The sequence below is a fragment of the Nitratireductor rhodophyticola genome (assembly GCF_019891355.1).
GTDB classification, from domain to species: Bacteria; Pseudomonadota; Alphaproteobacteria; order Rhizobiales; family Rhizobiaceae; genus Nitratireductor; species Nitratireductor rhodophyticola.
Genome location: NZ_JAHSSF010000003.1, coordinates 459526 through 479172, shown reverse-complemented (window position 1 = coordinate 479172; position 19647 = coordinate 459526). Strand labels below are relative to the sequence as shown.

Genomic DNA, 19647 nt, shown 5'->3' with positions numbered 1-19647 from the left:
CGTTTACCCAAAAGAAAACCCCGGCGCTGGCGCCGGGGTTTTCTCGCCCTGGGAGGCTGTGTCAGAGCGTTTCCGCGTTGCCTGGATTTGCTCTACAGCGCCGCGCGTCTTATAAGACGCGCAAAGGACGCTGTAACACTTTCAAATGAATTCATTTGAAAGTGACATGCATTAGTTTGTGGCGTCGAGTTTGCCGAGATTGACGAAAATCGTCTCACCGGATGAATCGTCCACACCGTCATTGTCGGTCACGAAGTAGGCCGTGCCTTCCGCGTCGATGGCGAAACCCTCGATCTTGTCGACCACATAGCCGTTGGTCGCGGCTTTCATGTCGGGCAACAGGTCGCGCTCCAGTGTCTTTTCGACCAGCGGCAGATCCGCATCCAGCGCCGCCGGCTGAAAGCCGTCGAGCGACACGCTGTAGAGCTTCTTGATCTTCGCAGACGTGCCGATCTGGTTGTCACGCTCGACGATATAGAGCTTTCCATCGTGAGCGGTGATCTCGGAGAGGCCGACCCAGCCCTTCTCGCCTGCATCGAGCGGGTAGCGCACGGCGGCCCACTCGCCGCTAGCGGGTCTGTAGCTCACAAGCTTCACCTGACCCTTCGGATCGTCGCCCCATTCGCGCTGAATGGCCATGACCAGCATCTGGTCATCGCCTTCACCGACCACGGTCACGCCTTCCATGCCGAAACGCTTTTCGACTGCCAGAAGCTCCGCGGGAAGTGCAATCTCTTCCCTGATCTCGCCGGCGGCGTCGACGCGGAAGAGCGCATGCGGCGTCAGGCGGTCGGTGCGGCCTTCCGAAGCGAGCCAGAAGCCGCCTTTGCCGTCATTGGCAATGCCCTCGAGGTCGAGCTTCTGGGCTGCCATGCCGCCACGCGTGACGATGGTCCTGGCGGTGATCCGGGCCGGCGTCTCGGTCGCATCGATGGTGAAGATGGCCGGCTGGTTGCGGTAGAAGGAGTCGGACACGGCGTAGAGTGTGCCCGGCTTTTCGGCATCTGCCACGAGGCCGGAGAGGGCGCCCCAGCCGAACGGAACGCCATTGTCGTCACGCACCGATTCGATGGTCGGATAGACGGGCTTTCCTTCGGTCAGTTCGTAGACCATCACGTGAGAGCGGGCCGCGCCGTCTTCCACCAGATCGGCCTCGTTTGCCGTAACGAGCAGGTTACGTTCGGGTATGGCCACGAGGCCTTCAGGGCCGATACCGGAGGGCAGGATCTGGACGAATTCCGGCGCACCGCCCGTGTCGCGGTAGACGACGACGAGCGAGGCGCGCTCCAGTGCCACGAAGATGTACTGCTGATCGCCGAAGGTAGCGACTTCCAGTCCTTCCGGCTCGGTGCCCTTGGCGTCCGAGCGCTTGTCGGGATAGTGCCCGGCAGCCGCAGCGCGGAACTCAAGATCATTGCCGCTGTCAAACAGAACGTCGCCTGACTTGCTGAAGATGGTGAAACTGCGCGATCCGCCTTCATAATCGCCTTCATTGGCGGTGACGAACCGATCGCTGTCCAACCATTTCACGGCGTCCGGTTCGCGCTTCAGATTCTGCACATTCTGATCGAAAGCGATGGCGCCGTTGTCGAGCGTGTCGATGTTTTCCAGGCTGATTTGACCGGCGGAGAAATGGCCTGTCACCTCGCCGGTCTCGGCTGCAACCACGGCGATGTGATTGTTTTCCTGCATGGTGACGACGATCTCGCCGGCGTCGTTGAAATCAACGAATTCCGGCTCCGGGTCTTCCGGTGCGATCTCTGCAAGGCCGCTCAGGGAGACGGTCTTCATGCTGCCGCAGTCGGGAACCCCGTCGTTGAGATTGAAGACCTTCAGGTCACCGGCGGGCATCTGCGGGATCACACCGTCGTTCAGGTCCTCGTCGCGCTCGTTCTCGATGGCGACGGCGAGAAAACGCCCGTCACTGCTGACGGCCACTGAATCCGGCTGGCCACCCAGATCGCAGGACTTCTCGGCGGTCTTCGCCGCCATGTCGATCACCACGAGATTGCCGGAAGGGCTTGTGTAGCTCTCGGAGGTGTTCACGGCCGCGATGGCCTTCTGGCCCGCCACAGCCACCGAGGTAGGCTCGCCGTCCAGCCTGAGCATGCCGCCCGCCTTCGGGGCGCTGGCATCGCCGATGTCAACGAAACCCACACCGCCCAGCGGGCTGTCGGAGTAAATCAGCGTCTTGCCATCTGCGCTGCGTGCGATGATTTCCGAGGAGGTTTCGGTGGCTACATCGGTGCCGGCCGGCAGGTTCTCCGCCACCGGGAAGGTGGCGATGCGGTTGAATGCCATGTCCGCATGCGCGGGCAGAATGACGGCCGTGCTTGCCAGCAGGCCCAGAATGATTGCGTGGCGTCCCATGTCTGAAAACTCCCTCAAGACCCATAAGAGCGGTACAATCGGAAGCCTTGATTTCAGGCCGATGACACATCGATGACGGTTCGGTGACACTCCCCATCTGCCGTGTCGCGCAATTTGTTGCGTCAGGGGGACGTTTCAGTTTATAACGCGGGCGATATTTCCCAACATCGGTGGTTATGACCACCGCCCGCGCCAGGGACGCGGGCGAAGGAAGAGGATTCTTGACACATGGCCAACACGCTTCTCATGCCCAAGGCCACCGCCGTTTGGCTGGTCGACAACACGGCACTGACCTTCGATCAGATCGCCGAATTCTGCAAACTCCACCCGCTCGAAGTGGGGGCGATTGCCGATGGTGATGCCGCACAGGGCATCAAGGGCATGGACCCGGTTATGACCGGACAGCTCACCCGTGAGGAAATCGCCCTTGGCGAGGGCAACCCGAACCACAAGCTGCGGCTTTCGGAGCCGAAGGTTCGCGTGCCCGAGACCAAGCGCAAGGGCCCCCGCTACACGCCGCTCTCCAAGCGCCAGGATCGCCCCAACGCCATTCTCTGGCTGGTGCGCAATCATCCCGAGCTCAAGGATGCGCAGATCTCGCGTCTTGTGGGCACCACGAAATCGACCATTGAGGCGATCCGTGAGCGCACGCACTGGAATTCGGCAAACCTCGTGCCGATGGACCCGGTGACTCTGGGCCTTTGCTCGCAGATCGATCTCGATCTGGAAGTGCAGCGCGCGGCAAAGTACCTGCCGCCGCAGGAAAGCACCGGCGAGACCCTGCTTCCGGCTTCCGAGACCGAGGATCTGCCGATCGGTGAGCAGGCTCCGTCCGAGACGTCCTCCGACGAGCAGGAACTCGACGCGGATGCGGTCTTTGCCAAGCTCTCGTCGCTGAAATCCAGCGATGCGGACGAAGAAGAAGAGGACGAGCGGTCCTGATCTGAGTTTGGAGACGCTCCCCGGCTGCCGGGGAGCATCGCCTCAGCTCGCGCAGGCTCTGCCCATCATGGCTTCGTGCATTTCCATGCGCCGGTAGAAGTCGGCAAGCTGCTTGCCGCGCTCGGGGCGGAAAGTCCGGCCTGCCGGTTTCATCGTTGCGATGCGGTCGATGCGGAATGTGCGGAAATCCCCGCGCAACTCGCACCACGCCACCAGTGTCCAGACCTTGCCCCAGAACCAGAGACCAAGCGGGCGCACGTCGCGCTCGGAGGTGCGCCCGGCTTCATCCCGGTAATCGATGGAGAGCACGTCCCGCGTCTCCACCGCACGCTCCAGCGTGTCGATGGCCTGGCGGTCCATGTCGCTCACCACCCAGCGCGGGGTGTGGATTTCGGTGCGGGCAATGCGGTCGCGCTCCGGCTCGGGCAGCACGGTTCCTATCTTGATCAGGGCTTCCTCGGCCGCCCGCGCCATGGCCGCGCCGCCAAAGGCGCGAACCATGCGCGCACCGGCCACCAGCGCCACGATCTCATCGCGGGTGAACATGAGCGGGGGAAGCTCGAACCCCTCCCGCATCAGATAGCCGACGCCGGCTTCACCGTCGATCGGCACGCCGGTCGACTGCAGGTCGGCAATATCACGATAGATCGTGCGCTCGGAAACCTCGAGACGCTCGCTCAAAAGACGCGCCGTAACCAGGCGCCCGCCCCGCAAATGCTGGACGATCTGAAAAAGTCGGTCAGCACGGCGCATGCGTATTTCTCCTCACGCAAAAATTCCGAAGCTGTTTCCGTCGGGGTCGAGACAATACACGAAACGGCCGGCAGGAATAGTAATAATGGGTGATACCAGTTTGCCGCCATTCTTTGTGACACGCTCCATGGCGTCTTCAAGCGGGGCCGGCACCGCAAGATGGATCGTCGGGCCGGTCCCCTCCGGAGCCGGCTTGCCGGGGTAGATATGTCCGGCGACAGAATCCTGCGGATCGCGTGTGTCGAAGATGGCGAACGGGTTGGGCCCGTCCTCGCGCAGCACGAGTTCGTTCTGCACCACCGCGGCGTAGAAGTCCCGCGCGCGATCGAGATCGGTCACCGGGATCTCCGCCCAGACCACTGCGTTTAGCGGCAACGTGTCGGACATGCCTCACAACCCTCCATTGTCGATATTGTCGATGGGGCAAGAATGACACAGCCCTCCTGACAACATTCCGTCAGGAGGGCTGAAAAGGTGTTGCCTGAGATTGAGAACGCGCTCAGCCGGACTGGAACTCGCGCGCCATCATCGCTCGGAATTCCGTCAGCATCTCCATTTTGTCAGGGAAGACAGCTTCGAGGAAAGCTGAAGCAAAGGTGGCGGGTGCGGTGCCGGGTGCGCTCACCACGCGGTCATCGCAGATGGCGAAAGGCACATCGCGATAATTCTCCCTGCCTTTGTAGTCGGGCAGGTTCTCGTCGATCCAGTCCGCGCCGTTGCTGGTGTGGGTGCGGGTTTGGAAAAGCCCTGCACGTGCGAGTGCAAGCGTGCCCGCACAGATGCCGCCCACCACGCCGCCACGAGCTCCCACCGTCTGCAGAAGCGGGGCGACGTCCGGTGCATCGGCCACGGTCCATCGTTCGGACCCGATCACTGCAACAGCGCCGAGATCCGCGTTTTCCTCCGCAGAGACCCCCCGGTCGCCGGTTCGCCGAAAACCGGCGATCGACGTCACCGTTCCGGCGCCAGGCGTCAGTGCCACGACATCTGCGCCAAGCCATTCCACGGCGGAAGCGGCGAGAAGGCCGTACTCCCAGTCGGCATAGTTCTCGATGAAGACGAAGCCGATTTTCTCGCGATCACTCATTGCATCTCCTTGAAGTGCGGCAGGCTCAGCGCCGATGGCGGCTGGCGGGATCCCAGTCAATATCGCGTTGCACGGCGGTCGGCAGGTCGTTCAGCATTCGTCTGGTCAGCCTGCGCCGCCGGCGCTCACGGGTCTGGTCGGCCCAGCGGCGGACAGCATTGAGGAAGCTTCCGGGGAAGTCTGACATGGCAACAATCTCCTGATTCTGGCAGGAGTATTATCGCTCCGCGGTGGTGACAGCGTTTTGTCAGGAGGTTTCCGGCTTGACCTCAACCGTGTAGTTCAGCGGCAGCCGACCGCCATCGGCATAGATGGTCTGTCCCGTCACATAGCTTGAATCGTCGTCTGCCAGGAAGGTTGCCACCGATGCGATTTCGCCAGGCTCCCCGATGCGACCGAGTGGCGTGCGCGAAAGCATCCGGTTGCGCGCTGCCTGGTCGCTGTTCACGCTGGCAAGCATGTCTGTTGCGATCGAGCCTGGACCAATGGCGTTGACGCGGATGCCGTAGGGCGCCAGTGCCAGCGCCATGACGCGTGTGAGCTGGCTGACACCCCCTTTGGAAACCGTGTAGGCGATCTGCTCGGGGATGGCGAGAATGGCGTTGATCGACGACATGTTGATGATCGTACCGGCCGCGCCGCCACCTTCGACCTTCTCGACCATATAGCGCGCGACCGCCTGACCTGTCAGGAAGGTGCCCTTCAGATTGGTGTCGAGCACACGGTTGAAGTCTTCCTCCTTGAGATCGAGGAAGTCGGCGGCATGCACGATCCCTGCATTGTTGACGAGAATGTCGACATCACCGAAGGCATCGATCGTCTCGGCCAGCAGGTTGTGAACGTCGAGCCGCTTGCTCACATCGGCCTTGACGAAGCGCGCGTCACCCAGTTTTTCGAGGTCGGCCAGCGCCTGTGCGCCTTTCTCACCCTCTAGGTCGGCGATCACGACCTTGACGCCGTGGCGCAGAAACCGCTCGGCGATTGCATAGCCTATGCCGCCCGCGCCGCCGGTTACGATTGCTGTCTTGCCGTCCAATGCCATGTTGAATCCTCATGCCGAAAACGGCTGGACCCTGCGCCGCAGGCGCGGGAAGGTCAAGAGCTGTACGGCCCGCTCGTATGTGATCAGGATTCCGTCCTGCCGAGCGCCTCGCCGATTTCGTCCAGAATGGCCGGGTCGTCGATGGTGGCCGGCATGGTCCATTCCTGATGGTCGGCGATCTTCTGCATGGTGGCGCGCAGGATTTTGCCCGAGCGTGTCTTGGGCAGGCGCTTCACCGGCACGACCTTCTTGAATGCGGCGACAGGCCCGATGCGCTCACGCACCATGGCGATCAGTTCACGTTCCACCGTGCCCATGTCGGCTGTGTTCTTTCCATGCAGCACCACGAAGCCGCAGGGCACCTGTCCCTTCAGCGGATCGGCGATGCCGATCACCGCGCACTCGGCGACCGCCGGATGTTCGGCCACCACCTCTTCCATGCCGCCGGTGGAAAGCCGGTGACCCGCCACGTTGATGATGTCGTCCGTGCGCGCCATGATGAAGAGATAGCCGTCTTCGTCCAGCAGGCCGGCGTCCGCCGTCTTGTAGTAGCCGGGGAACTCGCTGAGATAGGCATCGCGAAACCGCCTGTCGTCGTTCCAGAGCGTCGGCAATGCGCCAGGCGGCAGTGGCAGCTTCACCACCACATTGCCGAGTGTGCCTGCCGGCACCTCGTGTCCCGCATCGTCCAGAACCTGCACGTCATACCCCGGCATAGGCACGCCGGGGGAGCCATATTTAACCGGGAGCATCCCGAGCCCGATTGGGTCCTGGCTGATCGGTGCCCCGGTTTCCGTCTGCCACCAATGGTCGATCACCGGAACGCCCAGCGTCTTCTCCGCCCATTTGACGGTGTCGGGATCGGCGCGCTCGCCAGCCAGAAAGAGTGTGCGGAAGCCGGAGAGGTCATGCGGGGCCAGCATCTCCGCGTCCGGGTCTGCCGTGCGGATCGCGCGAAACGCGGTCGGCGCGGTGAAGAGCGCGGCCACATTGTGCTCGGCGATTACCCGCCAGAACACGCCGGCATCGGGCGTGCCGACGGGCTTGCCCTCAAAGAGGATTGTGGTGCAGCCATGAAGCAGCGGCGCATAGACGATGTAGGAGTGGCCCACAACCCAGCCCACATCCGATGCCGCCCAGAAGGTTTCACCCGGCCTGATGCCGAATTCGTTGAACATCGACCATTTGAGCCGCACCATATGGCCGCCATTGTCGCGCACCACGCCCTTGGGCCGGCCTGTCGTGCCGGACGTGTAGAGGATGTAGAGCGGGTCGGTCGCAAGCACCGGCTCGCACGGCACCACGAGGCCCTCGGCCCGTGCGGCATTCACCAGTTCGGCGTAGTCGTGGTCGCGGCCTTCCGTCAGGTCGCAGCGCTGTTCCTCTCTCTGCAGGATCAGACACGCCTCCGGCCTGGCGGCGGAGAGGCTGATCGCTTGGTCGAGCAGCGGCTTGTAGGCCACCACACGGCCGGGCTCCAGCCCGCAGGAGGCCGAGATGATTGCCTTTGGCGCTGCGTCGTCGATGCGTGCGGCCAGTTCGCGGGCGGCGAATCCACCGAACACCACCGAATGCACCGCGCCTATGCGCGCGCAGGCCAGCATGGCGAACACCGCCTCCGGCACCATGGGCATGTAGATGACCACGCGGTCGCCCTTGCCGACGCCGAAATCTTTCAGCACCGCAGCCAGCGCCGAGACCTCGTCTTTCAGCTCGCCATAGGTGAAGCTTTTCTGGCGGCGGCTGATGGGGCTGTCATAGACGAGGGCGGGTTGATCCTTTCGCCCGCCCTCGACATGCCGGTCCACCGCATTGAAGCATGTGTTGCAGGTCGCGCCGGGAAACCAGCGTCCGTAAACGCCGGCCCCGGCGTCGAAAACCTTCTCCCAGGGGCCGAACCAGTCGATTTCGGCGGCAGCCTCCGCCCAGAATTCCTCCGGATTCTGTTTCCAGTTTCCGTAGACCTCGTGATAGCGCGACGCCATCCCGCCTCCTCCCTGCGGTTTGAGCCTCTTTGCGAGGAGGTTAGCGGATCGGGTGGCCGCGCGTAAATCAGACTTGCGGCGAAGGGTGCGGTTTTGACAGGCGACATGCAGGGAGGCACAACAGGGCATGTCTTCGCGAATCGGGCCTTCATGACCAAGATCCTGCTGCTTCTCATCCTGGCGATGATGATCGTGCACATCATCAAGCCGCTTGGCCTTCCGGGTCTCAGGCGCCGTGCCGATTTCTGGAAGCTGGCGCTGATCGCGCTTGCCGCGGTATCGCTCACCATTCTTTTACGCGGCGGCGAATAGGGCGTGAAACACGGTCCGCAAACGGTGCTTACCGGCCATTTCGGGGCTTGTTGAAGCGCAAGGACCGACTGGCCTCTGTGTTCGATCCCATCACTCTTCAGTGATCGCATCTGGCGCTTTCGACCATTCATCATCATGTGTGAATCAGGCGGGAGCGGCAGGTGCCGCACCCGCCCGCAAACAGACCGGAAATCAAGAAAGGAGCGACGCGATGATGACGTCGGAACCGGCCTGTCCCGTCCCGGCTCTGCGGAGCTGAGATCGCATTTCCCTTGCCGGGACGGAACGGCGAAGGAGATATGCGATGTTTACCAAGAAAATCATCAGGCACGCTGCCGCCATACTCGGCGCAGCCGTGATGTTTACCGCCCTTGCAGGTGGCGCCCAGGCGCAGGTCAGGGCGTGCGGTCCACGGTCTGAAATTGTCTCCTGGCTGCAGAGCAGGTTTCAGGAGCGGCAGGCCGGCTTTGGCCTGGTCGGTGACCGGGCCGTGATAGAACTCTACACGTCACCTGCCGGGACCTGGACGCTGATCGTGACGGATCCGCTGAAGCGAACCTGCTTCGTAGCATCCGGACACTCCTGGGTCGACATGCCTCCTCCCGCTACCCAGGCCTGGACGGTGCCCTGAGGCTGACCGATGCTAACGCGCGTGCTGCGGAACGGAAACGGCCCGCCGACATTCATCGGCAGGCCGCGATATGCGTTCTCGATGTGCCTGATTGATCAGGCAGCCTCAAGGTCCTGCTTCCACTGGCCGGTGGCGGCAAGGCTGTTCATCTTCGCGCGATGTGCGAAGGCTTTCTGCGCCGCTGCCACGTTTTCCTTCTTGCCGGCCCAGGTCTTCAGTGCAGCAGCCTGCAGCGCACGACCGTAGGAGAAGGTCAGCGCCCACGGCATGTCGAAGCCGGCATTCATGAGCGAGAGATGCGCCGTCGCTTCTTCGTCCGACTGGCCGCCGGACAGGAAGGCAATGCCGGGCACCGCGGCCGGAACGGTCGACTTCAGGCAGCGCACGGTCTTTTCGGCCACTTCCTCGCGGCTTGCCTTGCGGGCGTTCTTGCCGTCGATCACCATGTTCGGCTTCAAGACCATGCCCTCAAGCGAGACGCGCGCGTCGTAGAGTTCGGCGAAGACGGTTTTCAGAACCCACTCGGTGACCTCGTAGCAGCGGTCGATGGAGTGATCGCCCGGCTTGCCGTCCATCAGCACTTCCGGCTCGACGATCGGCACGATGCCTGCTTCCTGACAAAGCGCAGCATAGCGTGCGAGCGCCTGTGCGTTCTGCTTCACCGCGCCCCAGCTCGGCAGGTCGTTCGAGATCGAGATCACGCCACGCCATTTGGCGAAGCGCGCGCCAAGACCGTAATACTCGTTGAGGCGCTCGCGCAGGCCGTCGAGGCCTTCGGTGATGGTCTCGCCGTCGAAGCCGGCCAGCGGCTTGGCGCCGCCATCGACCTTGATGCCCGGCACGGCACCGGAGGCCTTGATGACATCGACCAGCGGCGTGCCGTCGGCAGCCTTCTGGCGGATCGTCTCATCGTAGAGGATGACGCCGGAAATGCAGTCCTTCATCGCCGCCTCGGCGCGGAACATCATCTCACGATAGTCGCGGCGGTTCTCCTCCGTCGATTCCAGCCCGATCGTGTCGAAGCGCTTCTTGATGGTGCCGGAGCTCTCGTCCGCCGCCAGAATCCCCTGTCCGGGGGGCACCATGGCGGCTGCAATATCCTCAAGGCGTTCGCTCATTTCAGGTCTCCTGTCTGTTCATGACCGGGCGATAGCAGATGACGATGACAAACGGAATGCGCCCCTAAGACCCCTAATCGATTGAAATGACAGGCTATTCACATTTTGCTTAACGGGTCTTCGAAAGTGCCTCCACACCGGGCAGTTTCTTGCCTTCCATCCACTCCAGAAACGCGCCGCCTGCTGTCGACACATATGAGAATTCCTCTGCCACTCCGGCATGGTTCAGCGCCGCCACCGTGTCTCCGCCGCCGGCTACCGAGACGAGCAGTCCCTCGGCGGTGCGATGTGCTGCGTGCTTCGCCGCCGCCACCGTCGCTGCGTCGAACGGTTCGATCTCGAACGCACCCAGCGGACCGTTCCACACCACCGTGTCGGCGCGGTCGAGCCATTCGTTGACCTTCTCGACGCTTTTTGCGCCCACATCGAGGATCATGGCATCCGCCGGCACGCTCTCGATCTCGACCGTTTCGCTCTCCGCGCCAGCCTTGAACTCGCGCGCTACCACGGCATCCACCGGCAGGATCAGAGCGCAGCCGCTTTCAGCCGCCTCAATCATGATCTGCTTTGCCGTCTTTGCAAGATCGTGTTCGCACAGCGATTTGCCGACTTCCGTGCCGCGCGCGGCGAGGAATGTGTTGGCCATGCCGCCGCCGATCACCAGGGCGTCGACCTTTTTCACCAGATTCATCAGGAGGTCGATTTTCGTGGAAACCTTCGCACCGCCGACAATGGCGAGCACGGGTTTGGCCGGTTTGCCGAGCCCTTTCTCCAGCGCTTCCAGCTCCGCCTGCATGGTGCGGCCCGCATAGGCCGGCAGCAGATGGGCGAGCCCCTCTGTCGAGGCGTGGGCGCGGTGGGCGGCTGAGAAAGCATCGTTCACATAGATGTCGCCATTCTCAGCCAGCGCCTTTGCGAATTCGGGGTCATTCTTCTCCTCGCCCTCGTGGAAACGGGTGTTTTCCAGAAGCAGGATGTCGCCATTCGTCATTTCGGCAATCGCCTCAGCCGCTGGCGCCCCGATACAATCCTTTGCAAAGTGCACACGATGGTCGAGCACGCTTTCCACCGCATAGGCGATGGGCTCCAGCGATGCTGCCGGGTCAGGCTTGCCCTTCGGTCGACCGAAATGCGCCATCAGGATCACCTTCGCGCCCTTGCTTGAAAGCTCCTGGATGGTCGGCGCGACGCGCTCGATCCGTGTGGTGTCGCTCACCTTGCCGTCTTTCACCGGCACGTTCAGGTCGACGCGCACCAGCACACGCTTGCCTGCAATGTCGTCGAGATCGTCAAGGGTCCTGAAATCCGGCATGATGCGTCGATGTCTCCTGTGAGGGGTTTGCGGATGGTCGGAGGAAGTCGGCCGCCCGGAACCGCTGGTGGAAGAGTGAATTGAATTCGTTGGCGACCATACAGCCCCGTGCGGCGGGTGCAAGATGGTGGGTGCGATTATGCGCCGGCGTCGGGGGGCGGCCTCCTGCGGAAAACGCGGCGCAGGATTTCGCGTGGATTGAGCAGTAGCGGAAGGCGCGCTTCGGGCGGGTGCGGTTCAACTGAAAGGCCTATGGCACTGATGCGGCCGTCTTCATCGACATCGCGCACGATCAGTTCGATTTCACCCAGGGTCGTCCTGTCGCCATATTCGGCGCGTCCGCCGAGTCGTTCACGTATGAGGTCGGCAATGGTCTTCTTCTGGTCGTCTTCGCTCAGTCCCGGCGCATAAGCTGCTTCGATGTCGGACGCCGGACGCTCCGGGTCGACGGCGAAGGCGCCGAAGAAATCGGCATCCTCCGGGTCCACCTCCGCCGGGCTTGCGAACAGGCGGTCGAGCAGGCGCGGATAGCGGTCAGGCACAAAAATATAGACATGGTCGCCGGCGGCGAGCCGTCCGGCATACTGATAGGTCATGGAGCGCCCGTCGCGCACCACCAGAGATGGCTTCGCCCAGCGCGGAATGCGCTGGCCGCGCTCCACCGGGCTCCCTGCCACCACGCGATAGGCGAGGAGTTCATGACGGGCGGAGCCGGGCAGTTCCAGCTCAACCTTGTTCAGCGGCCCCATGCGCGGGGGCAGTGTCAGCCCCAGCCGGCGTGCCAGCGGCCCCACCGTCCAGCCCTGCACGATCAGCGAGACAAGCACGATGATGAAAACGATGTTGAACAGGGGGCGGCCATTGGGCAGTTCGTCGATCAGCGGTGTGATCGCAAGCAGGATCGATACTGCCCCGCGCAGGCCCACCCACGAGATGAAGGCGCTCTCGGCGGGCGAGAACCGGAAGGGCATCAGACAGAGCGTCACCGCCAGCGGACGGGCGACGAAGATCAGGAACAGGCCAATAAACAGTGCGGGCAGAATGATCTCGGCAAATTGTGACGGCGTCGCAAACAGGCCGAGCACGAGAAACATGATGATCTGCGCCAGCCAGGTCACGCCGTCCTGAAAGCGCTTTAGCATGGCGGTCGAGCGCAACTTGGCATTGCCGGCGATCAGGCCGGCCACATAAACGGCGAGAAAGCCCGAGCCGCCCATGGCGCCGGCCAGCGCAAACACAAGCAGAGACAGAGCAAGGACGAAAATGGGCAAAAGCCCCTGTTCCAGCCTGAGTCGGACCACCAGCCGCACGATGCTCCAGCCGCCGACAAGGCCTGCGACGAGGCCGATCCCCATCTGCTGCAGGAAGCCGAGTGCCACGTCGACCGCCAGTTCTCCCGCCTGGATCGCTTCGCCGCCTGCGATCAGCCCGACGAGAGAGAGCGTGAGGAAGATGGCGATCGGGTCGTTCGATCCCGATTCGACTTCGAGCGTCGAGCGCACCCGCTCGCGCACGGAAATGTTGCCCACCCGTAGCAGGAAGAACACGGCCGCCGCGTCGGTCGATGCCACGGTTGCGCCAAGCAGAAAGGATTCAAGCCAGCTGAAGCCCGTTGCATAGTAGGCTGCAACGCCCACGAGCCCGGCGGTCAGCAAGACCCCGATGGTCGCAAGGACGATGGCGGGCGCTGCGGCCTGCCTGAACGCTGTTATGGACGTGCCAAACCCTGAATCGAAAAGGATAACGGCCAATGCCAGCGAGCAGATGAAATAGGCAATCGCTGCATTGTCGAAATCAAGCCCGAGCCCGTCTGTCCCGGCTGCCAGGCCAATGCCCAGGAAGATGAGGAGGAGCGGTGCGCCGAAGCGAAAGGCAATCAGGCTCGAAAACGCGGCGAAGAGCACAAGAGCCGTGCCCACGAGCGTTATGAGATAAATGCCCTGATCCATCCGCCTCTTTCGATCCCGCCTGCCTCAAGTTGCTGTTCTTTTTCATAAAAGATGCGGCGGAAGTGAGATGCAAGGGCCGGGCCAAAAGAAAAACGCCCGGCGCGGTGGCCGGGCGTTCTGAATGGCTTGTAAACCGTGTCAGATGGTCTTGCCGAAGGCGACGGCCGTGTCGGCCATGCGGTTCGAGAAGCCCCATTCATTGTCGTACCAGGACATGACGCGAACCAGATCGCCTTCGATCACCTTGGTCTGGTCGAGCGCGAAGGTGGAGGAGGCGGGGTTGTGGTTCAGGTCGATGGAGACGAGCGGCTCGTTGGTGTAGGCGAGGATGCCCTTCAGGCCGCCATCGGCGGCGGCGACGAGCGCCTGGTTGACCTCTTCTACCGTGACCTTCTTCTTCGGAACGAACTTGAAGTCGATGACCGAAACATTCGGGGTCGGAACGCGGATGGAAACGCCGTCCAGCTTGCCGTTAAGCTCCGGCAGAACAAGGCCGACAGCCTTGGCGGCGCCCGTCGAGGTCGGGATCATGGACATCGCAGCGGCGCGGGCGCGATAGAGATCCTTGTGCATCGTATCGAGCGTCGGCTGGTCGCCCGTATAGGCGTGAACCGTGGTCATGAAGCCTTTTTCGATGCCGAAGGCGTCGTTCAGGACCTTGGCCACCGGCGCCAGGCAGTTGGTGGTGCAGGAGGCATTGGAGACCACGCGGTGCTCGCTGGAGAGCTTGTCGTGGTTGACGCCATAGACAACCGTCAGGTCGGCGCCGGAAGCCGGAGCCGAAACCAGCACGCGCTTGGCGCCGGCGTCGAGATGCAGCGATGCCTTGTCCTTGGCGGTGAAGATGCCGGTGCATTCCATCACGATGTCGACACCCAGCTCGCCCCAGGGCAGCTTGGAGGGGTCGCGCTCTGCGAATACCTTGAAGGAATCGGATCCGATGTTGATCGTGTCGCCGTCGACCTTCACCTCGGAGGGGAAGCGGCCATGCACGCTGTCATAGCGCAGAAGGTGGGCATTGGTCTCGACCGGGCCGAGATCGTTGATCGCGACGATGTCGATGTCCTTGCGGCCCGACTCGTAGATCGCGCGTACGACATTGCGGCCGATGCGGCCAAATCCGTTGATGGCAACTTTGACGGTCATGTACTTCCTCCGGAGAGTGGGTGGCCGTGCGCAGGCACGGAAGGAGACGCCGCTTCATAGCGGCGTCTGCGTCGAGAATCCAGATGGCGGGGCCGGCAAATGCCGGTCCCCGGCGTCAATGAAGCTTCGAGCGGGTTCAACCGAGCTCCGCCAGCCGCTTTTGCGCGGCGCTGGCTGCTGCTTCGGCGGTGATGCCGAAATGCTTGTAGAGTTCCGGAGCCGGTGCGCTGGCACCAAAGCCGGTCATGCCGATGAAAATGCCATCGGAACCGATGATCGCGTCCCAGCCCTGGCGAATGCCAGCCTCGATGGCGATCTTGACCGGCGCATTGCCGGTCACGGCTTTGCGGTAATCGTCGCTCTGCTGCTCGAACAGTTCGAAGCAGGGCACCGAAACGACACGGGCCGGATGGCCGGCGGCATCGAGAAGGGCCTTGGCAGCCATTGCGACTTCCACCTCCGAGCCGGTGGCAAAGAGCGTCACCCTGGCGTCGTCGTCGGAACCGGCGAGTTCATAGGCGCCACGCGCGCAGAGATTGTCAGCTTCATGGCTGGTGCGAACCGGCGCGAGATTCTGACGCGAAAGGGCAAGCGTGGACGGTGCCTTGCGGCTTTCGATCGCCACCTGCCAGCATTCTGCCGTTTCGATTGCATCCGCCGGGCGGAACACGAGATGGTTGGGGATTGCGCGCAGCGCTGCCAGATGTTCCACCGGTTGGTGGGTCGGGCCGTCCTCGCCAAGGCCGATGGAATCATGCGTCATCACGAAGATGGAGCGGATCTGCATCAGCGAGGCGAGGCGCATCGCCGGGCGGGCGTAATCCGAGAAGGTCAGGAAGGTGCCGCCATAGGGGATGATGCCGCCATGCAGCGTCATGCCGTTCATGGCGGCGGCCATGCCGTGTTCGCGGATGCCGTAGTGGACATAGCGGCCGGAGAAGTCCTCGGCGCTGATCGGGCCGGTCTGGCTGGTCTTGGTGTTGTTGGAGCCGGTCAGGTCCGCGGAGCCGCCGATGGTTTCCGGCAGCGCTGCGTTGATTGCCTCGAGCGCCATTTCCGAAGCCTTGCGGCTCGCCACCTTTGGCGGTTCGGCTGCCAGCTTTTCCTTGTATTCGAGCATGGCCGCGGAGAAGGTTTCTGGCAGGTCGCCGCGCATGCGGCGCTCGAACTCGCCCCGCGTTTCCGCGTCGGCGGCCGCAAGGCGATCTTCCCAGGCCTTGCGCTCCTTGGCCGAGTGCAGGCCGGCTAGGCGCCAGTCGTCAAGAATGTCGGAAGGAACGACGAAGGGTTCCGCATCCCAGCCGAGCGCCTTGCGTGCGCCGGCGATTTCTTCCGCACCGAGCGGGGAACCGTGCACCTTTGCAGTGCCGGATTTGGTCGGTGCGCCGAAGCCGATGGTGGTGCGGCAGGCGATCAGGGTCGGGCGGTCCGAACCCTTCGCGGATTCGATGGCGCCGGCGATGGCGTCCGGGTCATGCCCGTCGATGCGCATCGTGTTCCAGCCGGAGGCCTCGAAGCGCTCGCACTGGTCGGTGGAATCCGTCAGTGAGGTGGAGCCGTCGATGGAAATCTGGTTGTCGTCGAAAAGGACGATCAGCTTGTTGAGTTTCAGATGCCCGGCAAGCGTCAGCGCTTCCTGGCTGATGCCCTCCATCAGGCAGCCGTCACCGGCCAGGACATAGGTGTAGTGATCCACCAGGTCGTCGCCGTAGCGGGCGTTCAGGATGCGCTCGGCGATCGCCATGCCCACGGAATTGGCAAGACCCTGGCCAAGCGGGCCGGTGGTCGTCTCGATGCCGGCCGCATGGCCGAATTCGGGGTGCCCGGCCGTACGCGAACCGAGCTGGCGGAAATTCTTGATCTCGTCGATCGTGATGTCTTCGTAGCCGAGCAGGTAGAGCAGCGAATAAAGCAGCATCGACCCATGGCCGGCTGAAAGAACGAACCGGTCGCGGTCGGCCCAGTCCGGGTTCTTCGGGTCGTGTTTCATGAAGCGGGTGAAAAGCACGGTGGCAATGTCTGCCGCACCCATGGGCAGGCCGGGATGGCCCGATTTGGCCTTCTCGACCGCATCCATGGAAAGGAAGCGGATCGCATTGGCCATCCGGTCGTGTTTGTCGCGTGAGATCATGATTGCTCGCTGGTCCGCTTTAGGCAGTTGTCGGGCAGACTGCAGGGGCAGTCCCGGCCCTTTGGAAAAAGCAGGCGACACATAGCAGTTGCGGCCTTGAAGTCAACAAAGGTGCGGTTTGCGGGCGTTTGCCTGCCGTCGGGGAAGGAGGATTTTGTATCAACCCTGTTACAGCATTTTGGGGGATTAGCCGACGTGTTTTGTTGACGGAACCTTCACACGGCGCCTAATCTTTTCGGCGTAACTGGTTAGTAAGGCCAGCGATTCGCAACCGAGGCTTCGCGAAACCTGTCGTGCGTTTGCCTGTCGGCACATGCCTGGATGCGTCACTGGGCGGATGAGAGTAAGCAAGATTGCCTGTGTCAAAACATTTTCGGAGTTCGCATGCCTGCGCCGCTTTGGTGGCTGGCGCGTTCCGGGGATGCTCGACTGGGGTTGGCGGCCATGAGTGGTGAAAGCACTCTCAAAGAGGTGATCGAGCGTCTGAACAAGGCGCTGTCCTCGCTTGAGGATGCCGTTGAGGCGCGGATTGAGCGGGATCGCGCGTTTGCCGATTCCGATGCCGAACTGCAGCGCATGAATGCGGACCGCGCGCGCCTCGCTCAGGAGATCGACAAGTCCGAAGCACGGGCCCAGCGTCTTGAAGAGGTGAACCGCGAGGTCTCGCGGCGTTTGGTTACGGCCATGGAGACGATCCGTGCCGTGCTGGATCGGTAGGGCGGGCGATGGCACAGGTTACAGTCACGATCGACGGCAAGTCCTATCGCATGGCCTGCGATGAGGGGCAGGAAGAGCATCTTGTCAGTCTGGCGCAGCGTTTCGACCGTTATATCACCCATTTAAAAGATTCTTTCGGTGAGATCGGCGACCACCGGCTGGCGGTCATGGCCGGGATCATGGTGATGGATGAGCTTTCGGAGCTGCAGAAGCGGATGCGCACCATGGAGGGTGAGGTCGCGACGCTTCGCAAGACGCGGGACGATGCCCTGAATCAGTCCGGCAAGAACGATGCCGCGGTGACCGGCACGCTGAACGATCTTGCCGCACGGATGGAAAGTCTGGCCGGAAAGCTTGCCGGAAAGCCGTAAAACGGCGCATAAGCCTGTTTTTCCGAACCGCGCAGTGGCAAATCAGGCAGATGAGCAGACAGAAAAACAGCGATACCCGCATCCAGCTTGCCGTTATCGGCGCGGCGCAGGGCCTGCGTGGCGAGGTTCGCGTCAAGGCTTTCACCGGCGATCCCCTGGCGATCGGCGACTACGGTTCGCTGACCACCGGGGATGGGCGCAAACTGACCGTTCTCAATGTACGACCCGCAAAGAACGTGGTTGTGGCGCGCTTTGCCGAGGTGGGTGACCGCAACGCCGCCGAGGCGCTGAACGGGACCGCTCTGTTTATTGAGCGTGAGGCGCTGCCGGACGATCTCGGGGAAGAGGAATTCTACCATGCCGACCTGATCGGTCTTGCCGTTGTCGACGGCGAGGGAGAGCGGGTTGGCAGGGTGCGGGCGCTGCACAATTTCGGTGGCGGCGACATTCTCGAGGTCGGGTTGGCCGAAGGCGGCTCGGCGATGGTTCCCTTCACCCGCGTTGCCGTGCCGCATGTGCGCGTTTCAAAAGGTGAAGTGGAGATCGACCGCGTAGCGGCCGGCCTCGTGGAAGACGACGATCCCGACATGCCGCGCGAAGGAGAGGTGTCGTGACGTTTCACGCGACGATCCTCACGCTCTACCCTGAAATGTTTCCCGGTTCGCTCGATCTTTCGCTGGCTGGCAGGGCGCGGGAGGCTGGAACATGGTCGCTGGAAACCGTCCAGATCCGCGATTTCGCCACGTCAAAACATCGCAATGTGGATGATACGCCTGCCGGCGGCGGTGCGGGCATGGTCATGCGCGCCGACGTGCTCGCGCGCGCCATCGACCACGCCGCGCCGGCCGACGATCCGCGGCCGCGCCTCTTGATGAGCCCGCGCGGAAAGCCGCTCGACCAGCAGCGCGTGCGTGAACTGGCCGCCGGACCGGGCGCGGTGATCCTGTGCGGCCGGTTCGAAGGGGTGGACCAGCGCGTCATCGAGGCGCGCGGCCTCGAAGAGGTATCCGTTGGCGACTATGTGCTTTCCGGCGGCGAGCCGGCGGCCCTCGTGCTTCTCGATGCGGTGATCCGTCTTCTGCCCGGCGTGATGGGCAACGATGCCTCGGGCGAGGACGAGAGCTTTGAAGGCGGGCTTCTGGAACATCCGCAATACACCCGCCCCCAGCTTTTCGAAGAAAGGCCCATTCCCGACATTCTCCTGTCGGGCAATCATGCGAAGATTGCCGCATGGCGACGGGCCGAGGCGGAAAAGCTGACGCGCGAGCGCCGGCCGGATCTCTGGTCGGTCTACAAGGACAGAGAAGAGTGAAACGGTTTCTGCAGGTTGAAAACGCGTTTCTGGCGCTTGTCGTGATGGTGCTCTACGGGGCTTCGGGCGGCGCCTGGTGGCTGTTTGCGCTCCTGATCCTTGCGCCTGACCTGTCCATGCTCGGCTATCTCGCAGGGCCGCGCATCGGCGCCTGGTGTTATAATACCGTCCATAGCTGGATTGCACCGGTAGTGCTCTATCTTGTCGGTCTCTGGCTGGAATTGCCGCTGGTGCAGCAGCTTGCCCTCATTCTTGCCGCCCATATCGGCATAGACAGGGCGCTTGGCTACGGGCTGAAGCATGAAAGCGGGTTCAGGGACACGCATATGGGGCGGATCGGTTCAGACTGATTTCGGACGCCAGAATCGCTCTCTCATGTTGATTCCGGTTGGAATGTCGTGTATGTGCGCCGCACGTAAACGGCCAAGGCCGGTTTGGATCTAACCAAAGAACACGTGAATTCGCTCCT

The 19647-nt window shown here is 62.6% G+C and carries 20 protein-coding genes; 8 read left to right on the top strand and 12 right to left on the bottom strand.

The window, feature by feature from the left end; all coding sequences use genetic code 11:
- Positions 1-171: 171 nt before the first annotated feature.
- On the bottom strand, positions 172-2370 hold the full coding sequence (locus tag KUG85_RS13315; RefSeq protein WP_223005550.1) for an esterase-like activity of phytase family protein: 2199 nt from the start codon (positions 2368-2370) through the stop codon (positions 172-174).
- A gap of 228 nt (positions 2371-2598) precedes the next feature.
- Between KUG85_RS13315 and KUG85_RS13310 the strand changes: the two genes are divergently transcribed.
- Entirely contained in the window at positions 2599-3312 is a 714-nt protein-coding gene (locus tag KUG85_RS13310; protein ID WP_065816913.1) for a DUF1013 domain-containing protein, read from the top strand.
- A gap of 42 nt (positions 3313-3354) precedes the next feature.
- Here KUG85_RS13310 and KUG85_RS13305 read toward each other — a convergent pair whose 3' ends face one another.
- The 6 genes from KUG85_RS13305 to KUG85_RS13280 form a co-directional block, all read right to left on the bottom strand.
- Positions 3355-4065, bottom strand: a complete 711-nt coding sequence (locus KUG85_RS13305) for a helix-turn-helix transcriptional regulator (protein ID WP_007008294.1) — start codon at positions 4063-4065, stop codon at positions 3355-3357.
- A gap of 12 nt (positions 4066-4077) precedes the next feature.
- A complete protein-coding gene (locus KUG85_RS13300; RefSeq protein ID WP_223005549.1) occupies positions 4078-4452 on the bottom strand; it encodes a VOC family protein in 375 nt (124 codons plus the stop codon).
- Between the two features lie 112 nt (positions 4453-4564).
- Complete coding sequence (locus tag KUG85_RS13295; RefSeq protein ID WP_223005548.1) at positions 4565-5152, bottom strand: DJ-1/PfpI family protein; 588 nt, start codon at positions 5150-5152, stop codon at positions 4565-4567.
- A 25-nt stretch (positions 5153-5177) separates the two neighbouring features.
- Positions 5178-5339, bottom strand: coding sequence for a hypothetical protein (locus KUG85_RS13290; protein WP_171900094.1), 162 nt, complete (start codon positions 5337-5339; stop codon positions 5178-5180).
- A gap of 60 nt (positions 5340-5399) precedes the next feature.
- Positions 5400-6194 carry an SDR family NAD(P)-dependent oxidoreductase gene (locus KUG85_RS13285; protein ID WP_007008297.1) on the bottom strand — a complete coding sequence of 265 codons (795 nt, stop codon included), beginning with the start codon at positions 6192-6194 and terminating at the stop codon, positions 5400-5402.
- A gap of 83 nt (positions 6195-6277) precedes the next feature.
- Positions 6278-8179 carry a propionyl-CoA synthetase gene (locus KUG85_RS13280; RefSeq protein ID WP_223005547.1) on the bottom strand — a complete coding sequence of 634 codons (1902 nt, stop codon included), beginning with the start codon at positions 8177-8179 and terminating at the stop codon, positions 6278-6280.
- Positions 8180-8329: 150 nt separating this feature from the next.
- On the opposite strand from KUG85_RS13280, the gene KUG85_RS13275 reads away from it, so the two are divergent.
- Together KUG85_RS13275 and KUG85_RS13270 are read left to right on the top strand one after the other, a co-directional pair.
- Positions 8330-8491, top strand: a complete 162-nt coding sequence (locus KUG85_RS13275) for a hypothetical protein (RefSeq protein ID WP_007008299.1) — start codon at positions 8330-8332, stop codon at positions 8489-8491.
- 304 nt (positions 8492-8795) lie between these two features.
- The gene (locus KUG85_RS13270) at positions 8796-9122 is read left to right on the top strand and encodes a hypothetical protein (protein ID WP_255606401.1); all 327 of its coding nucleotides are present in this window, start codon (positions 8796-8798) and stop codon (positions 9120-9122) included.
- A gap of 95 nt (positions 9123-9217) precedes the next feature.
- Here the strand turns inward: KUG85_RS13270 and KUG85_RS13265 are convergent, their stop codons facing one another.
- The 5 genes from KUG85_RS13265 to tkt form a co-directional block, all read right to left on the bottom strand.
- Positions 9218-10240 carry a class I fructose-bisphosphate aldolase gene (locus KUG85_RS13265; protein WP_223005546.1) on the bottom strand — a complete coding sequence of 341 codons (1023 nt, stop codon included), beginning with the start codon at positions 10238-10240 and terminating at the stop codon, positions 9218-9220.
- Between the two features lie 109 nt (positions 10241-10349).
- Positions 10350-11552 (bottom strand): phosphoglycerate kinase, encoded by a 1203-nt coding sequence (locus KUG85_RS13260; RefSeq protein ID WP_223005545.1) that lies wholly within the window; start codon positions 11550-11552, stop codon positions 10350-10352.
- Positions 11553-11689: 137 nt separating this feature from the next.
- Positions 11690-13501 (bottom strand): potassium/proton antiporter, encoded by a 1812-nt coding sequence (locus tag KUG85_RS13255; protein ID WP_065816922.1) that lies wholly within the window; start codon positions 13499-13501, stop codon positions 11690-11692.
- A 138-nt stretch (positions 13502-13639) separates the two neighbouring features.
- The gene (gene gap, locus KUG85_RS13250) at positions 13640-14647 is read right to left on the bottom strand and encodes a type I glyceraldehyde-3-phosphate dehydrogenase (RefSeq protein ID WP_065816923.1); all 1008 of its coding nucleotides are present in this window, start codon (positions 14645-14647) and stop codon (positions 13640-13642) included.
- Between the two features lie 136 nt (positions 14648-14783).
- A complete protein-coding gene (tkt, locus tag KUG85_RS13245) occupies positions 14784-16778 on the bottom strand; it encodes a transketolase (protein ID WP_223005544.1) in 1995 nt (664 codons plus the stop codon).
- Between the two features lie 444 nt (positions 16779-17222).
- Here tkt and KUG85_RS13240 point away from each other — a divergent pair, with 444 nt between their 5' ends.
- From KUG85_RS13240 to KUG85_RS13220, 5 genes are read left to right on the top strand one after another with little or no spacing between them, the layout of a single operon-like run.
- Positions 17223-17495, top strand: a complete 273-nt coding sequence (locus KUG85_RS13240; RefSeq protein ID WP_007008306.1) for a DUF4164 domain-containing protein — start codon at positions 17223-17225, stop codon at positions 17493-17495.
- Between the two features lie 8 nt (positions 17496-17503).
- Positions 17504-17866, top strand: a complete 363-nt coding sequence (locus KUG85_RS13235) for a cell division protein ZapA (protein ID WP_007008307.1) — start codon at positions 17504-17506, stop codon at positions 17864-17866.
- Positions 17867-17916: 50 nt separating this feature from the next.
- Positions 17917-18480 (top strand): ribosome maturation factor RimM, encoded by a 564-nt coding sequence (gene rimM, locus KUG85_RS13230; RefSeq protein ID WP_223005543.1) that lies wholly within the window; start codon positions 17917-17919, stop codon positions 18478-18480.
- Positions 18477-19178, top strand: coding sequence for a tRNA (guanosine(37)-N1)-methyltransferase TrmD (trmD, locus tag KUG85_RS13225; RefSeq protein WP_223005542.1), 702 nt, complete (start codon positions 18477-18479; stop codon positions 19176-19178). The genes rimM and trmD overlap by 4 nt, the downstream gene beginning before the upstream one ends.
- A complete protein-coding gene (locus KUG85_RS13220) occupies positions 19175-19528 on the top strand; it encodes a DUF4260 domain-containing protein (RefSeq protein WP_245291813.1) in 354 nt (117 codons plus the stop codon). Before trmD ends, KUG85_RS13220 begins: the two co-directional genes overlap by 4 nt.
- The last annotated feature ends 119 nt before the right edge of the window (positions 19529-19647 follow it).

Bases quoted from the DNA above. Each gene is read 5' to 3' on its own strand.
- KUG85_RS13315 (WP_223005550.1), bottom strand. From the start codon at position 2,370: ATGGGACGCCACGCAATCATTCTGGGCCTGCTGGCAAGCACGGCCGTC.
- KUG85_RS13310 (WP_065816913.1), top strand. From the start codon at position 2,599: ATGGCCAACACGCTTCTCATGCCCAAGGCCACCGCCGTTTGGCTGGTC.
- KUG85_RS13305 (WP_007008294.1), bottom strand. From the start codon at position 4,065: ATGCGCCGTGCTGACCGACTTTTTCAGATCGTCCAGCATTTGCGGGGC.
- KUG85_RS13300 (WP_223005549.1), bottom strand. From the start codon at position 4,452: ATGTCCGACACGTTGCCGCTAAACGCAGTGGTCTGGGCGGAGATCCCG.
- KUG85_RS13295 (WP_223005548.1), bottom strand. From the start codon at position 5,152: ATGAGTGATCGCGAGAAAATCGGCTTCGTCTTCATCGAGAACTATGCC.
- KUG85_RS13290 (WP_171900094.1), bottom strand. From the start codon at position 5,339: ATGTCAGACTTCCCCGGAAGCTTCCTCAATGCTGTCCGCCGCTGGGCC.
- KUG85_RS13285 (WP_007008297.1), bottom strand. From the start codon at position 6,194: ATGGCATTGGACGGCAAGACAGCAATCGTAACCGGCGGCGCGGGCGGC.
- KUG85_RS13280 (WP_223005547.1), bottom strand. From the start codon at position 8,179: ATGGCGTCGCGCTATCACGAGGTCTACGGAAACTGGAAACAGAATCCG.
- KUG85_RS13275 (WP_007008299.1), top strand. From the start codon at position 8,330: ATGACCAAGATCCTGCTGCTTCTCATCCTGGCGATGATGATCGTGCAC.
- KUG85_RS13270 (WP_255606401.1), top strand. From the start codon at position 8,796: ATGTTTACCAAGAAAATCATCAGGCACGCTGCCGCCATACTCGGCGCA.
- KUG85_RS13265 (WP_223005546.1), bottom strand. From the start codon at position 10,240: ATGAGCGAACGCCTTGAGGATATTGCAGCCGCCATGGTGCCCCCCGGA.
- KUG85_RS13260 (WP_223005545.1), bottom strand. From the start codon at position 11,552: ATGCCGGATTTCAGGACCCTTGACGATCTCGACGACATTGCAGGCAAG.
- KUG85_RS13255 (WP_065816922.1), bottom strand. From the start codon at position 13,501: ATGGATCAGGGCATTTATCTCATAACGCTCGTGGGCACGGCTCTTGTG.
- gap (WP_065816923.1), bottom strand. From the start codon at position 14,647: ATGACCGTCAAAGTTGCCATCAACGGATTTGGCCGCATCGGCCGCAAT.
- tkt (WP_223005544.1), bottom strand. From the start codon at position 16,778: ATGATCTCACGCGACAAACACGACCGGATGGCCAATGCGATCCGCTTC.
- KUG85_RS13240 (WP_007008306.1), top strand. From the start codon at position 17,223: ATGAGTGGTGAAAGCACTCTCAAAGAGGTGATCGAGCGTCTGAACAAG.
- KUG85_RS13235 (WP_007008307.1), top strand. From the start codon at position 17,504: ATGGCACAGGTTACAGTCACGATCGACGGCAAGTCCTATCGCATGGCC.
- rimM (WP_223005543.1), top strand. From the start codon at position 17,917: ATGAGCAGACAGAAAAACAGCGATACCCGCATCCAGCTTGCCGTTATC.